12 protein-coding genes are annotated in these 14,401 nt (G+C 71.5%); 8 read left to right on the forward strand and 4 right to left on the reverse strand.

Annotation, left to right across the window (positions count from 1 at the left end):
- The first annotated feature begins 79 nt into the window (after positions 1 to 79).
- Positions 80 to 2,203 (forward strand): SpoIIE family protein phosphatase, encoded by a 2,124-nt coding sequence (locus C3492_RS30115; protein WP_103815799.1) that lies wholly within the window; start codon positions 80 to 82, stop codon positions 2,201 to 2,203.
- Between the two features lie 78 nt (positions 2,204 to 2,281).
- On the opposite strand, the gene C3492_RS30120 is transcribed toward C3492_RS30115, so the two are convergent.
- Positions 2,282 to 4,597: a transglycosylase domain-containing protein gene (locus C3492_RS30120; RefSeq protein WP_103815800.1), complete on the reverse strand. Its 2,316-nt coding sequence runs from the start codon at positions 4,595 to 4,597 to the stop codon at positions 2,282 to 2,284.
- Positions 4,598 to 4,826: 229 nt separating this feature from the next.
- Here C3492_RS30120 and C3492_RS30125 point away from each other — a divergent pair, with 229 nt between their 5' ends.
- The 5 genes from C3492_RS30125 to C3492_RS30145 all read left to right on the forward strand — a co-directional run bounded on the left by C3492_RS30125 (position 4,827) and on the right by C3492_RS30145 (position 9,647).
- A complete protein-coding gene (locus C3492_RS30125) occupies positions 4,827 to 5,762 on the forward strand; it encodes an SPFH domain-containing protein (protein ID WP_103815801.1) in 936 nt (311 codons plus the stop codon).
- Entirely contained in the window at positions 5,759 to 6,004 is a 246-nt protein-coding gene (locus C3492_RS30130; protein WP_103815802.1) for a hypothetical protein, read from the forward strand. Before C3492_RS30125 ends, C3492_RS30130 begins: the two co-directional genes overlap by 4 nt.
- Before the next feature lie 93 nt (positions 6,005 to 6,097).
- Positions 6,098 to 6,625 carry a PadR family transcriptional regulator gene (locus C3492_RS30135; RefSeq protein WP_103815803.1) on the forward strand — a complete coding sequence of 176 codons (528 nt, stop codon included), beginning with the start codon at positions 6,098 to 6,100 and terminating at the stop codon, positions 6,623 to 6,625.
- A complete protein-coding gene (locus C3492_RS30140) occupies positions 6,622 to 7,311 on the forward strand; it encodes an ABC transporter ATP-binding protein (RefSeq protein WP_103815804.1) in 690 nt (229 codons plus the stop codon). The genes C3492_RS30135 and C3492_RS30140 overlap by 4 nt, the downstream gene beginning before the upstream one ends.
- Positions 7,308 to 9,647: an ABC transporter permease gene (locus C3492_RS30145; protein WP_103815805.1), complete on the forward strand. Its 2,340-nt coding sequence runs from the start codon at positions 7,308 to 7,310 to the stop codon at positions 9,645 to 9,647. Before C3492_RS30140 ends, C3492_RS30145 begins: the two co-directional genes overlap by 4 nt.
- Before the next feature lie 68 nt (positions 9,648 to 9,715).
- Here the strand turns inward: C3492_RS30145 and C3492_RS30150 are convergent, their stop codons facing one another.
- Positions 9,716 to 10,663 (reverse strand): LysR substrate-binding domain-containing protein, encoded by a 948-nt coding sequence (locus C3492_RS30150; RefSeq protein WP_103815806.1) that lies wholly within the window; start codon positions 10,661 to 10,663, stop codon positions 9,716 to 9,718.
- A gap of 132 nt (positions 10,664 to 10,795) precedes the next feature.
- Between C3492_RS30150 and C3492_RS30155 the strand changes: the two genes are divergently transcribed.
- Positions 10,796 to 11,350, forward strand: coding sequence for a peroxiredoxin (locus tag C3492_RS30155; protein WP_103815807.1), 555 nt, complete (start codon positions 10,796 to 10,798; stop codon positions 11,348 to 11,350).
- A gap of 3 nt (positions 11,351 to 11,353) precedes the next feature.
- The gene (locus tag C3492_RS30160) at positions 11,354 to 11,887 is read left to right on the forward strand and encodes an alkyl hydroperoxide reductase (protein WP_103815808.1); all 534 of its coding nucleotides are present in this window, start codon (positions 11,354 to 11,356) and stop codon (positions 11,885 to 11,887) included.
- Positions 11,888 to 11,908: 21 nt separating this feature from the next.
- Here the strand turns inward: C3492_RS30160 and C3492_RS30165 are convergent, their stop codons facing one another.
- Complete coding sequence (locus C3492_RS30165; RefSeq protein WP_103815809.1) at positions 11,909 to 13,240, reverse strand: AI-2E family transporter; 1,332 nt, start codon at positions 13,238 to 13,240, stop codon at positions 11,909 to 11,911.
- A gap of 161 nt (positions 13,241 to 13,401) precedes the next feature.
- Positions 13,402 to 14,118, reverse strand: a complete 717-nt coding sequence (locus C3492_RS30170; RefSeq protein ID WP_181140626.1) for a transglycosylase SLT domain-containing protein — start codon at positions 14,116 to 14,118, stop codon at positions 13,402 to 13,404.
- Positions 14,119 to 14,401 lie beyond the last annotated feature (283 nt).

A 14,401-nucleotide genomic window follows, 5' to 3' on the forward strand; every position in this document is an offset into this window, starting at 1 on the left:
GGGTATCGGGATGTCGGCGGGACCAACTGCGCGCCCGGCGCACCCGGCGCGCAGCCCCGGACGGATGGATGCGACACGCGTGACGGAGCAGCCCACCTCCTTCGAACGCCCCCAGCCGGGCGTCGACCCCGCGGATGCCCGCGGGGCGCTCCTGCGTACCCAGCAGCAGTCCCAGAAGCCTCCGGCGCAGCTCGGCGATCCGGCCTTACCCGCACAGGCCCGGGCCGACGCGGTGCCGTCCGGACCGGGCACCGCCGCCCCCTGTGGCAAGGGGAAGCAGCCCGCAGCCGGCCAGGGGAAGGAGCCCTCCGTCAACGGCCCCGAGCACGCCCAGCCCGCCGGCACCGAACCCGACGCCCACCGCCCGCGTCCCGCGCCGGAGGCCATCCCGGCGCAGCCCGGCGCCGAGCAGGAGCGGTCGCCGGGTGGTCAGGAACGCCGTACCGGACAGGCTCCGCCGCCGGGGCGGCCGATGCCCATGCGGCGCGACGGGGACCGGCTCAGGTTCGTGGGCGCGGCCACCCGGCGGATCGCCCGTGGGCTCGACCTCGACGAGATCGTCATGGGGCTGTGCCGGGCCACCGTGCCGACGTTCTCCGACGCGATCCTGGTCTATCTGCGCGAGCCGCTGCCCGTCGGTGACGAGCGGCCCAGCGGTCCGGTGGTGCTGCGGCTGCGCCGCACCGACCGGATACCCCAGGAGCGGGACACCGACGGGGTGCTGCTGCCGCCGGCGTTCGAGCCGGAGCCGGAGCCGTCCGTGCTGTCGGACCTGTCGGCGCTCACCGCCGAGCTGTGCGAGGTGCGGCCGGGCGGCGCGCTGAACGAGGTGCTGCGCGGGGTGCGCCCGGTGTTCGCCGACGCGCCCGCGGCCCGGGACGCGCTGCCCGAGCTGCTCGGCGAGGGCGGTGAGGCGGTCGTACCGGGCGAGCGGCACGCGATCCTCGCGCCGTTGCGCGGCCGGCGCCGGGTGATCGGCGCGGCCCTGTTCCTGCGCCGCCCGGACCGGCTCGCCTTCGAGGCGGACGACCTGCTGGTGGCCGCGCAACTGGCCACGCACAGCGCGCTCGGCATCGACAAGGCGGTGCTGTACGGCCGCGAGGCGTACATCGCCGACGAGTTGCAGCGCACCATGCTGCCCGAGACCCTGCCCCGGCCGACCGGCGTCCGGCTGGCCTCCCGTTATCTGCCGGCGGCGGAGACCGCTCGGGTCGGCGGCGACTGGTACGACGCGATCCCGCTGCCCGGCAGCCGGGTGGCGCTGGTCGTCGGCGACGTGATGGGCCACTCGATGACCTCGGCGGCGATCATGGGCCAGCTGCGCACCACCGCGCAGACGTTGGCCGGGCTCGATCTGCCGCCGCAGGAGGTGCTGCACCACCTGGACGAGCAGGCGCAGCGCCTGGGCACCGACCGCATGGCGACCTGCCTGTACGCGGTCTACGACCCGGTGACGCACCGCATCACGATCGCCAACGCCGGCCATCCGCCGCCCGTGCTGCTGCACCTGGGCGGGCGGGCCGAGGTGCTGCGGGTGCCGTCGGGTGCGCCGATCGGGGTCGGCGGGGTCGACTTCGAGGCGGTGGAGCTGGAGGCGCCCGCCGGGGGCACCCTGCTGCTGTACACCGACGGCCTGGTGGAGTCCCGGCTGCGGGACGTGTGGACCGGCATAGAGCAGTTGCGGGAGAAGCTGGCGGCGACCGCGCGGCTGACCGGCCCGGACCATCCGCCGCCGCTGGAAGCGCTGTGCGACGAGGTGCTGGACATGCTCGGGCCGGGCGACCGGGACGACGACATCGCGCTGCTCGCCGCCCGTTTCGACGGGATCGCGCCGAGCGATGTCGCCTACTGGACGCTGGAGCCGGAGGACTCCGCCCCGGGCCAGGCCCGCCGGCTGGCCCGGCGCGCGCTCGCCCGCTGGGACCTGGAGGAGCTGACGGACTCGGTGGAGCTGCTGGTCAGCGAGGTCGTGACGAACGCCGTGCGGTACGCGTCGCGGCCGGTGACGCTGCGGCTGCTGCGCACGGACGTGCTGCGCTGCGAGGTCGGCGACGACGTGCCGCAGCTTCCGCGCCTGCGGCAGGCGCGGGCCACGGACGAGGGCGGGCGCGGCCTGTACCTGGTCAACCGGCTGGCCCGGCGCTGGGGTGCCACCCGGCTGAGCACCGGCAAGGTGGTGTGGTTCGAGCTGAACCGCGGCTGAGCGCTGCAGGACCCCGCGACATGCGACAGGGCGCCCGGTGTGACCGGGCGCCCTTCGCTGTCGTGTCCTGTCGTGGGGCTACGGGACGTTCTCCGGGTCGAGCGGGTTCTCCGGGCTGATCGACGTCGTCGGCGGCCGGCTCGTCGGGGTCTGGGTCGGGGTCTGGGTGGGCGTCTGGCTGGGGGTCTGGGTCGGCGTCCGCGAGGGCGTCTGGGTCGGCGACTGCGACGTCTGCGAGGGCGTCTGGGTCGGCGTCCGGGTCGGCGTCTGGGTCGGGGTGTGCGTCCAGGTCGGCGTCTCGGTCGGCGCGACGGCCGCGCCCTGCGTGGTGTTCAGGTCGAACTTCGCCTTGTCGGTGACACCGAAGGTGTACGTGGCCCAGATCTGCGCCGGGTAGCCGCCGCCGTTGATCCGGCCGGGCGGCGGAAGCAGGCCGGTCGCGCCCTTCATGGACACGTGGGCCTTGGTCTTCGGGTCCTCGCCGAACAGGCCGACGGAGGTGACCAGGTCGGGGGTGTAGCCGGTGAACCAGGCCGACTTGTTCTCGTCGGAGGTACCGGTCTTGCCCGCCACCTGCTGGCCGTCGCGCAGCGGGTTGTTCGCCACGGACTGCTTGGCCGTACCGTCGTCGACCACGCCGGTGAGCACCGAGGTGACCGTGTCGGCGGCCGTACGGCTGATCACCGAGCCGCCGACCGGGTTCGGCATGTCGACCGTACGGCCCTTGTTCTCGGCCGACTTGATGATCGTCGGGGTCACCTTGTAGCCGTGGTTGGCGAAGGTGGCGTAGATGCCGGCCATCTCCAGGGGGCTGGCTCCCATGGAGCCGAGGGTCTGGGCGGGCACGGCCTGCATGCCCTTCGTGTTCATGCCGAGCTTGCCCGCCGTGCTCATGACCTTGTCCATGCCGACGTCCACGCCCATCTGCGCGAAGACGGAGTTGACGGACTTGTTCATCGCCTGCTGCACGGTGATCTTGTCGTAGTCGACGTCGTCCTCGTTCGGCGGGGCGAAGCCGACCTTGGCGCCGTGGTCCAGGACCTGGCGGCGGCTGGTGCCGTCGTAGACGGTGCTCGCGGTGATCGGCTTGCCGTCCTGGGTGGTGGCGTTCTGCTCCAGGGCGGCGGCGAGGATGACCGGCTTGAACGTGGACGCCGGCTGGTAGTCCCGGCGGGTGGCGTTGTCGAAGTAGTGCTTGTAGTAGTCCTGGCCGCCGTAGAGCGCGAGGATCCTGCCCGTCTTGGGGTCGACGGAGACGGCTCCGGCCTGGATGGCGCCGTCGACCTTGCGCTTCTTCGGGTCGAGCTTGCCGGTCAGCTGGGTCCTGACGGCCTTCTCCAGCGCGGCCTGCTTCTTCCGGTCGACGTTGAGGGTGATGGTCCAGCCCTTGTCGACGACGGCGTTCTCCGCCTGCGACTGGGTCAGGCCCTCCTGTGCCATGAGCTGCTGCTCCAGCTGCTGGTTGGCGAGTTCGACCAGGTAGCCCTTCTGCCCGCCGAGGCCCGGGGCGCCCTTGGGCTCCTTCGGGTAGGGGAAGTGCATGGCGTCCCGGTCGGCCTTGGAGAGCCAGCCCTCCTCGACCATGTTGTCCAGGACGTAGTTCCAGCGCTGTGTGACCAGTCGCTTGCCGGTCTTGGTCGCCACGGCCCAGTCGTACTGGCTGGGGGCCTGGAGCAGGGCGGCGAGGTAGGCGCCCTGCGCGACGCTCAGGTCCTCGGCGTCGACGCGGTAGTAGGCCTGGGCGGCGGCCTGGATGCCGTAGGCGTTGCGGCCGTAGTAGCTGGTGTTGATGTAGCCGGCGAGGATGTCGTCCTTGGACTTCTCGCGGTCCACCTTGAGCGAGATGACCAGCTCCTTCAGCTTGCGCGTGACGGTCTGGTCCTGGTTCAGGTAGTAGTTCTTGACGTACTGCTGGGTGATGGTGGAGCCGCCCTGCTTGCCCTTGCCGGACAGCGTGTTGAGCAGACCGCGGGCGGTCCCGCGCAGGTCGACGCCGGAGTCGTGGTAGAAGCTCTTGTTCTCGGCGGCGACGAAGGTGAGCTGGACCTTGCGGGGCACCTTCGACAGGTCGACGATCTCGCGGTTGACCTCGCCCTTGCGGGCCAGAATCGTTCCGTCACTGAACTTGTAGACGTTGCTCTGCTGCTGGGCGGCCGCGTTTCCCTCGGGGATGTCCACGTACAGGTACAGGCCGATGAAGCCCAGGATGCCGAGCAGGCACACACCGAAGAAGGTGCCGAGGATCTTCTTCCAGCCGAAGATCCGGCGTATGAGGCTCTTGGCGGGCTTGCCGGACGCGGTGGGCGCCGAGGGCATGGGCGCGGAGCGGCGGCGCTTGGGTGCCGCGCGGTGGCCGCCGCGCTGTCGCGCTCGTCTCTCTTCCGCTCGTCCCATGGGTCCCTACGCTCGCTTCCGTCTCGGGGTCAGCTCCGAAAGCTAACACCCCTCTATATGACAAAGGGCGTCCGATCCGTTCTTTTACGGACGTGACAATCAGCACCTGCCCCATCGGAACCGACGGCTGTGACTGGTCCAAGGTTGCTCGGCGGCGTAAAGTGTTATCACTTTGCTAGAACGGAGCTAGGCAGACAGAGCCAGGCGCCACCAGAACCGGGGGTCCCCTATGTCCATATCCGAGCCGGCCGCCACCGCCGACGTCCCCGAGATGCCCGCGCCACGGGTGCGGGAGTTCACCGCCCACAGCATCGGCGGCGGGCTCGCCCTGCTGCTCGGACTGATCGGGCTCGGCGCCGCGGTCGCGCTGTTCGCGGCCTCCGGGGCGGCCTCCTCGGGCGCGGCCCAGGGCGGGTTCGTCGCCGCCGGCGTCGTCGTCCTGCTGGCGTCCGTCATCGGGATGCGCGGCCTGAACACGGTCGCGCCGGGCGAGGCCCGGGTCGTCCAGCTCTTCGGGCGTTACCGGGGCACGATCCGGCAGGACGGTCTGCGCTGGGTGAACCCCTTCACCTCCCGGACCCGGATCTCCACCCGGGTGCGCAACCACGAGACCGCCGTACTGAAGGTCAACGACGCCTACGGCAACCCGATCGAGCTGGCCGCGGTCGTGGTGTGGAAGGTCCAGGACACCGCCCAGGCCACCTTCGAGGTGGACGACTTCGCCGAGTTCGTCGCCACGCAGACCGAGACGGCCGTGCGGCACATCGCCATCGAGTACCCGTACGACGCCCACGAGGAGGACGGCCTGTCGCTGCGCGGCAACGCCGAGGAGATCACCGAGAAGCTGGCCGTGGAACTCCAGGCGCGGGTGGAGGCGGCCGGGGTGCGGATCATCGAGTCGCGCTTCACGCACCTCGCGTACGCTCCCGAGATCGCCTCGGCGATGCTCCAGCGGCAGCAGGCGGGTGCGGTCGTCGCGGCCCGACGGCAGATCGTGGACGGCGCGGTCGGCATGGTCGAGGCGGCGCTGGCCCGCATCGCGGACGCGGACATCGTGGAGCTGGACGAGGAACGGAAGGCGGCGATGGTGTCGAACCTGATGGTGGTGCTGTGCGGGGACCGGGCCCCCCAGCCGGTCCTCAACACGGGGACGCTCTACCAGTGACGGATCCGGTGACGGACCCCTCGGGGACCCCGAAGCGCCGGCCGCAGCAGCGCAAGCAGGTGCTGCTGCGGCTGGACCCGCTGGTGTACGAGGCGCTGGCCCGGTGGGCCGGGGACGAGCTGCGCTCGGCGAACGCGCAGATCGAGTTCCTGCTGCGGAGGGCACTCGCGGAGGCGGGGCGCCTGCCGAAGGACACCGGACCCCTGCCGCGGCGGGGCCGGCCGCCTGTGTCAGAACCGTGACAACCGGCCCCCACCTGCGGGGCCGTACCGCCCGCCACGCTCCCCGCACGGCGTGTATACATCCCGCGTATACACCGTGTGTAGAGTGCTGCCATGTCCATCGGTCACACCCTTCTGGGACTCCTGGAGTCCGGCCCGCGCCACGGCTACGACCTCAAGCGGGCCTTCGACGAGAAGTTCGGTCACGACCGGCCGCTGCACTACGGCCAGGTCTATTCCACGATGTCCCGGCTGCTGAAGCACGGCCTCGTGGAAGTCGACGGGATCGAGGCCGGCGGCGGCCCCGAGCGCAAGCGGTACGCCATCACCGACGCCGGCGTCACCGACGTCGAGCGCTGGCTCGCCACCCCGGAGAAGCCGGAGGAGTACCTCCAGTCGACCCTCTACACCAAGGTCGTCCTCGCCCTGCTCACCCACCGCGACGCGACCGACATCCTCGACACCCAGCGGGCCGAACACCTGCGCAGCATGCGCATCCTGACCGACCGCAAGCGCAAGGGCGACCTCGCGGACCAGCTGATCTGCGACCATGCCCTGTTCCACCTGGAGGCCGACCTGCGCTGGCTGGAACTGACCGCCGCGCGCCTCGACAAGCTCCGCGCGGAGGTGGTGGCCAAGTGACTCCCCCGCCCGGCACCCTGCTCGCCGCCGAGAACCTGCGCAAGTCCTACGGCCCCACGGTCGCCCTCGACGGCGCGGAGTTCTCCATCCACCCCGGCGAGGTCGTCGCCGTCATGGGCCCCTCCGGCTCCGGCAAGTCCACGCTGCTGCACTGCCTGGCCGGCATCGTGCCGCCCGACTCCGGCTCCATCACCTACGACGGCCGTGAACTGGCCGGCATGAGCGACGCCGGGCGCAGTGCCCTGCGCCGCAGCGAGTTCGGCTTCGTCTTCCAGTTCGGGCAGCTCGTCCCGGAGCTGACCTGCGTGGAGAACGTGGCGCTGCCGCTGCGCCTGAACGGCACGTCCCGCAAGGAGGCCGAGCGGGCCGCGCTGAGCTGGATGGAACGCCTGGAGGTGGACGACCTCAAGGGCAAGCGGCCCGGCGAGGTCTCCGGCGGCCAGGGCCAGCGGGTCGCGGTGGCGCGGGCGCTGGTCACCGGACCCCGGGTGCTGTTCGCCGACGAGCCGACCGGCGCGCTCGACTCCCTCAACGGCGAACGCGTGATGGAGCTGCTGACCGACGCGGCCCGCTCCACCAACGCCGCCGTGGTCCTGGTCACGCACGAGGCCCGGGTGGCCGCCTACTCCGACCGCGAGATCGTCGTACGCGACGGCAGGTCCCGGGACATGGAGCGCGCCATATGAACGTCCGGCAGTGGTGCAGAGACCTGGGCATGGGGGCCCGGTTCGCCGTCACCGGCGGACGCGAGGGCTGGGTCCGGATGCTGCTCACGGCGGTCGGCGTCGGCCTGGGCGTGGCCCTGCTGCTGCTGACGACGGCACTGCCGAACATCCTGACCGCCCGCGACCGGGTGGAGAACGCCCGCCAGGACTTCTCGGCCTCCTACGACACCCCCAAGGCCGGGAACACCGTGCTGGTCGGGGTCACCGACACCGAGTGGCACGGCAAGAACATCCGCGGCCGGCTGCTCGAACCGGAGGGCGCCCGGGCGCCGCTGCCGCCCGGCGTCGGCCGCTTCCCGGCGAAGGGCGAGATGATGGTCTCGCCCGCCCTGAAGAGGCTGCTGTCCTCGGACGGCGCGGGGCTGCTGCGCGAGCGGATCCCGTACCGGATCACCGGGACCATCGGTGACAGCGGACTCATCGGCTCGCAGGAACTCGCCTACTACGCGGGGGCCGACGGCCTCGTCCCGCACTCGGGCGGCGCCCGGGTGGACCGGCTGAACGCCTTCGGCAACCCCGACCCGGTGCCGGAGCAGACCGACCCGGTGCTCATCCTCATGACGCTCGTCGTGTTCGTCGTCCTGCTCACGCCGGTCGCCGTCTTCATCGCCGCGGCCGTGCGGTTCGGCGGCGAACGGCGCGACCGCCGGCTGGCCGCGCTGCGGCTGGTGGGCTCCGACAGCCGGATGACCCGCCGGACCGCGGCGGGCGAGGCGCTGGCCGGGTCGCTGCTCGGACTGGCCGTCGGCACGGTGTTCTTCCTGATCGGACGGCAGGTGGCGGGCTCGGTGGAGGTCATGGGGGAGAGCTTCTTCCCGAGCTACCTCGACCCCTCCCCCGCCCTGGTCGCGCTGGTGGCGGTGGCGGTTCCGGCGGCCGCGGTGCTGGTGACGTTGCTGGCGATGCGCGGGGTGGTCGTGGAACCGCTCGGCGTGGTGCGCACGGCCAGGCAGCCCCGCCGGCGCCTGTGGTGGCGGCTCCTGCTGCCGTTGGCGGGCCTGGCGATGCTGTACCCGATGATCGGCAACGGCCGTTCCCACGGCGACTTCAACCAGTACCTCGTCATCGGCGGCGTGCTGCTGCTCCTGGTCGGCGTCACCGCGCTGCTGCCCTGGCTGGTGGAGGCGTTCGTCAGCCGGCTCGGCGCGGGCGGGGTCTCCTGGCAACTGGCGGTACGGCGGCTGCAGTTGAGCAGCGGCACGGCCGCCCGCATGGTCAACGGCATCGCGGTGGCGGTGGCCGGGGCGATCGCGCTGCAGATGCTGTTCGCGGGCGTGGAGAGCCAGTACACCAAGGAGACCGGCAGGGACCCGGGCCGGGCCCAGATGGAGGTCGACCTGTCCGATCGCACCCGGCTGCCCGCCGCACGCGCGGAGCTCGCCGGCACCAAGGGAGTACGGACGTCGGTGGCGCTGTCCACCGGCCAGGTCGGCGGCAAGCGCCGGGAACCCGACCGCGTGGCCCCCGTCACCGTCGGGAACTGCGCCGCGCTCAGGGAGGTCGCCCACCTGCCGTCCTGCCGCGACGGCGATGTCTTCGCCCTGTACAACCCGTACTCGGACCCCGGTTACCAGAACGGGCTCCGGCCCGTCATGCGGCCGGGCGCGCGGGTCTGGATCGACCCGACGCAGGGGGAGGCGCGCGGCCGGGAGGTCGCCTGGACGCTGCCGGCCACGGTACCCAAGGCCACCGCGCGCAAGGACGCGCTCCAGGGCGACCCCAGCGGCCTGCTGGTCACTCCCTCCGCCCTGCCCGCCCAGGCCACCGCGACGCTGTACGGCCACGTCTATCTGCGCCTGGACGACACGGTGCCGGACGCCCAGGAGCGCGTGCGCACCACGACCGCCCGGACCGACCCGCTCGCCTACGCCTGGACCTGGGCGGCCACCGAGCGGTCCGGCCGGTACACCTCCCTGCGCACCGGCCTGTTCATCGGCGCGGTCTGCGTGCTGGCGCTGATCGGGGCGAGCCTGCTGGTCTCCCAGCTGGAGCAGTTGCGCGAGCGGCGCAAACTGCTGTCGTCACTGCTCGCCTTCGGCACCCGGCGCCGCACGCTCGGCCTGTCGGTGCTGTGGCAGACGGCCGTACCGATCGCGCTCGGTCTGCTGCTGGCCTCGGCGGTGGGCCTGACCCTCGGCACGGTCCTGCTGAAGATGACGGCGACCCCGGTCTCCGTCGACTGGGCGAGCGTCCTGTCCCTGACCGGCGCCGGCGCGGCGGTGGTCCTCGCGGTCACGCTGTTGAGCCTGCCGCCGCTGGTCAGGATGATGCGGCCGGAGGGCCTGCGTACGGAGTGAGTCCGCCGTCGACCGGCTGCGGCGCCGTCACGGCCGGTCGGGCGGTGCCCCGCGCCCCTGCGGGGCGCTCACGCCGCCAGCACCCGGACGGGCAACGCCCGCAACGCCTCCCGCAAGGCGCCCGCCAACTCCTCGTACTCCGCGGCGCGCGCCGCCCCCGCGCGCATCGCGAACGCGACCCGGCGGCTCGGGGCGGGCTCGGCGAAGCACCCGGTCAGCAGCTGGCTGCTGCGGGTGGTCTCCAGCTTCAGCGCGGTGCGCGGGAGCAGCGTGCAGCCGAGGCCGCCGGCCACCAGCTGGACCAGCGTGGACAGGCCGGCCGCCGTGGTGGTGACCGGGGCGTCCTCGCGGCCGGCCTCCCGGCAGATGTCCAGCGCCTGGTCGCGCAGGCAATGACCCTCGTCCAGGAGGAGCAGGTTCAGCTCCTTCAACGCCTCGCGCGGGATGCCCTCCCGGCCGCCGAGCCAGTGGTCGAGCGGGGTGACGAGCACGAAGTCCTCGTCGAAGAGGGGGAGTTCCAGGACTCCGGGGACGCCCAGCGGCACGGCCAGCAGCAGCAGGTCGAGCCGCCCGGAGTTCAGGCCCTCGACCAGGTTGGCGGTCTGCTCCTCGTGCACCTGGAGGTCGAGGTGCGGGTAGCGGTCGTGGACGAGCCGCAGCACGGTCGGCAGCAGGTACGGCGCGACCGTGGGGATCACCCCGAGGCGCAGCACGCCCGTGAAGGGCGCCCGGACCGCCTCGGCCTCCTCCAGCAGCGCGCCCACCGCGTCCAGCACCGCCTTGGCCCGCACGGCCAGCCGCTCCCCCGCGGGCGAGAGCAGCACCTTGCGGGTCGTACGCTCAAGGAGGGTCACGCCGAGGGTCTCCTCCAGGGTCGAGACCGCGCCCGAGAGGGCGGGCTGGCTCATCCCGATGGCCGCCGCCGCGTCCCGGAAGTGCAGGTGCTCGGCCACGGCGGCGAACGCCCGTAGCTGCGCCAGGCTCGGCTGCCTGCGTTTGCCGTTGCTCACGGTCACTGATAACTACCTCCGATCAACACGACCGAGTGTAGCTATTTCACTAATCAATGCACCCTGTGCCACCATCGATCACGTCCAACCCATGGGAAACACCCCAAAAGGGAAGTTTCTTCGCTGCAAGGAGAGCGCGTGCTCACTGTCGGTGACAAGTTCCCCGAGTTCGAACTGACCGCCTGCGTCTCGCTGGAGAAGGGCAAGGAGTTCGAGCAGATCCACCACAAGTCCTACGAGGGCAAGTGGCTGGTGGTCTTCGCCTGGCCCAAGGACTTCACGTTCGTGTGCCCGACCGAGATCGCCGCGTTCGGGAAGCTGAACGACGAGTTCGCCGACCGCGACGCCCAGATCCTCGGCTTCTCGGGTGACTCCGAGTTCGTCCACCACGCCTGGCGCAAGGACCACCCGGACCTGACCGACCTGCCGTTCCCGATGATGGCGGACCCCAAGCACGAGCTGATGCGCGACCTCGGCATCGAGGGCGAGGACGGCTACGCCCAGCGCGCCGTCTTCGTCGTGGACCCGAACCACGAGATCCAGTTCACGATGGTCACCGCCGGTTCCGTGGGCCGCAACCCCAAGGAGGTCCTGCGGGTCCTGGACGCCCTGCAGACCGACGAGCTGTGCCCGTGCAACTGGACCAAGGGCGAGCAGACCCTCGACCCGGTCGCGCTGCTGGCTGGTGAGTGACCCGTGTCGCTCGACTCCCTCAAGTCCCGTATCCCGGACTACGCCAAGGACCTGAAGCTCAACCTGGGCTCGGTCATCGGCAACTCGGACCTGCCCGCGCAGCAGCTGTGGGGCACGGTGCTGGCGACCGCCATCGCCTCCCGTTCCCCGATCGTGCTGCGTGAGCTGGAGCCGGAGGCGAAGGCGAACCTCTCGCCGGAGGCGTACCAGGCCGCCAAGTCGGCCGCCGCCATCATGGCGATGAACAACGTCTTCTACCGCACCCGGCACCTGCTGTCCGACCACGAGTACGGCACCCTGCGCGCGGGCCTGCGGATGAACGTCATCGGCAACCCGGGCGTGGAGAAGGTCGACTTCGAGCTGTGGTCGTTCGCGGTCTCCGCGATCAACGGCTGTGGCATGTGCCTGGACTCGCACGAGCAGGTACTGCGCAAGGCCGGCGTGGAGCGCGAGACCGTCCAGGAGGCGTTCAAGATCGCCTCTGTGGTGCAGGCGGTCGGCGTCACCCTCGACGCCGAGGCCGTTCTGGCCGAATAAGCCGTACGCCGAGGACCCCGCTCACCCCTGGTGGGCGGGGTCCTCCGCGTCCGGGGCCTCGGTCTCCTCCACCGGCTCGGCGGAGGCGTGCTGCTGGACCTCCTGCGAATACTGCCGCAGGTACCCCACCACCGTGTTCGTCACCGCCACCAGCGGTACGGCCACCACCGCGCCGCCGATGCCGGCCACCATGCCGCCGGCGGCCACGGTCAGGACGACGGCCAGCGGGTGGACCCGGACCGCGCGGCCCAGGATGAACGGCTGCAGGACGTGCCCCTCGATCTGCTGGACCGCGAGGACGACGACGAGTGTCATCACGGCGGTGAAGACGCCCTGGGTGACCAGGGCCACGATCACCGCGAGCGCGCCGGAGGCGACCGCGCCGACCAGCGGGATGAACGAGAACAGGAAGATGAAGACGGCCAGCGGGACGGCCATCGGCACGTCCAGGAAGTAGATGCCGATGCCGATGAAGATGGCGTCGATGAGGGCGACCAGGACCGTGCCGCGCACGTAGGCGGTCAGGGTGCGCCAGGCGCGCGGACCGGCGCCGGCCACGCCCGGACGGGCGGCGGCGGGCACCAGCTTCAGGAACCACTGCCAGATGCGCTTGCCGTCGTAGAGCAGGAACAGCGTCGAGAAGAACACCAGCAGGATGCCGGTGAGGGCCTCCACGATGACCTGGACGCCCTCCAGACCGGCCGACGTGATCTGGTCGGCGTTGGCGCCGATCGCCTCACGGAGGTTCTTGGCGATCTGGTTGATCTGCTTGTCGGTGACGTGGAACGGGCTCTTCAGCAGCCAGTTGCGCAGGTCGTCGATGCCGCTCTGGATCTGGTTGGAGAGCGTGTCGATGTTCTCCATGACCTGCCAGGTCACGAACCAGCCCATCAGGCCGATGACGACGAAGCCGCTGATGGCGGTGAGCGCGGTGGCCGGGCCGCGCGGCACCCCCCGCCGGGTGAGCCGGGCGACCGTCGGCTGGAGCAGCGCGGTGACCAGCAGCGCGATGACGAAGGCGAACACCACCAGTTGGATGGCGCTGATGACCCGCATCAGCACCCAGACCGTGCCGGCCAGCACCAGCAGCCGCCAGCCCGCCTCGGCCGCGACCCGGACGCCCCACGGCACGGCCTCGGCCGGGTCGGGGCGGGGACCGGACGGCGCTGCGGGCCGGCGGACGGGCGCAGCCGTGGCGGCAGGCGCGTCGACCGGCCCCGAATCGGCGGACGCGGCGGGCTCGACGGCTTCGCCGTGCTCCTTCTCCACCTCGGCGCGGCGCTCGTCCAGGCGCTCGCTCATCTCGGTGAGACCGGCCCCCAGCCGGCCGAGCCAGCCTGGCACTCGCGACATGATCCGTCCTCTTCCCCCGCGTCCCCGGGTGCTCGCCACCACTCCCCCCTGGAGTCGTTCGGATACGACCGTACAGGGCGAAAGCCCCTCCCCTAAGGACGGGGAGGGGCTGCGCGAGGTTGAGAGAGCACCGGCGCGAGGCGCCGGTACCGGCCGAGCGCCTAGTACCAGTGGTTGGCCTGCCAGAACGACCAGGCCTGGCACGGGCTGCCGTACCGGCCGTTCATGTAGTTGAGGCCCCACTTGATCTGGGTGGCCGGGTTGGTCTGCCAGTCGGCGCCGGCCGAGGCCATCTTGGAGCCGGGCAGGGCCTGGAAGAGGCCGTAGGCGCCGGAGGAGGCGTTCACCGCGCGGTAGTTCCAGCTGGACTCGTGGTTCACGATGTTGCTGAAGCAGCCGTACTGGTCGCCGGCCACCATCTGACGCGCCATCGCCTGGATCTGCGCCACGGAGTAGCTGCCCTGGACCGGGAAGCTGGAGGAGTCGCGGACATCGGTCCCACGGCTGGCCGCGGCCTTCGCCTCGGCGCGCTCCTTCGCCTCCTTGGCCGCCTTCTCGGCGAGCTCCTTCTTGGCGATCGCGGTCTCGGCGGCAGCCTTGCGGGCCGCTTCCTCGGCGTCCTTCTTGGCGCTCACGTCCGCGGCGATGGCCTGCGCGTCGGCCTGCTGCGTCAGGGACGCGGTCTGCACCTGCGCCTGCTGACCCGCGGGTATGTCGGCGAGGAGCGTGGTGTCGGCTGCCGTCGCCTCGGCGTCGTTGGTCTGCGCGGTGCTGCCCGAGGCAACGCCGACGACGCTTCCGACAGCGGTGACCGCGGTGGCGGAGGCCACTGCGAATCCCCGGACCGAAATCCGGCTCACACGGTTTCCTTCCAGCATCGCCCGCTTCGGTGACCCTGGCGGACGCGATCGTGCCCCTGACACTGGCCTCCCAACTGCGGGGTCACGGGAGGCGCGGGCCCGGTGGGCAACTCCCCCAGAGGGAGCGCCGCGTGGTGCTCGGGCGGCATACGACGAACTCTATGGAGTTGATGATGCTCAAGGGGTGCCGTACCGCTGGGGGTACAGCTGTGTCGTATGCGGGGCCTGACAGGAACGAGACTCTGCCGTAACCGGACGCCGCGTGGCAATTCTGTGTTGCGTGTGAAAGCTCACATCCCGT

Origin of the sequence: Streptomyces sp. Ru62 (assembly GCF_002920615.1) — a bacterium.
In the GTDB taxonomy this organism is placed as follows: Bacteria; Actinomycetota; Actinomycetes; order Streptomycetales; family Streptomycetaceae; genus Streptomyces.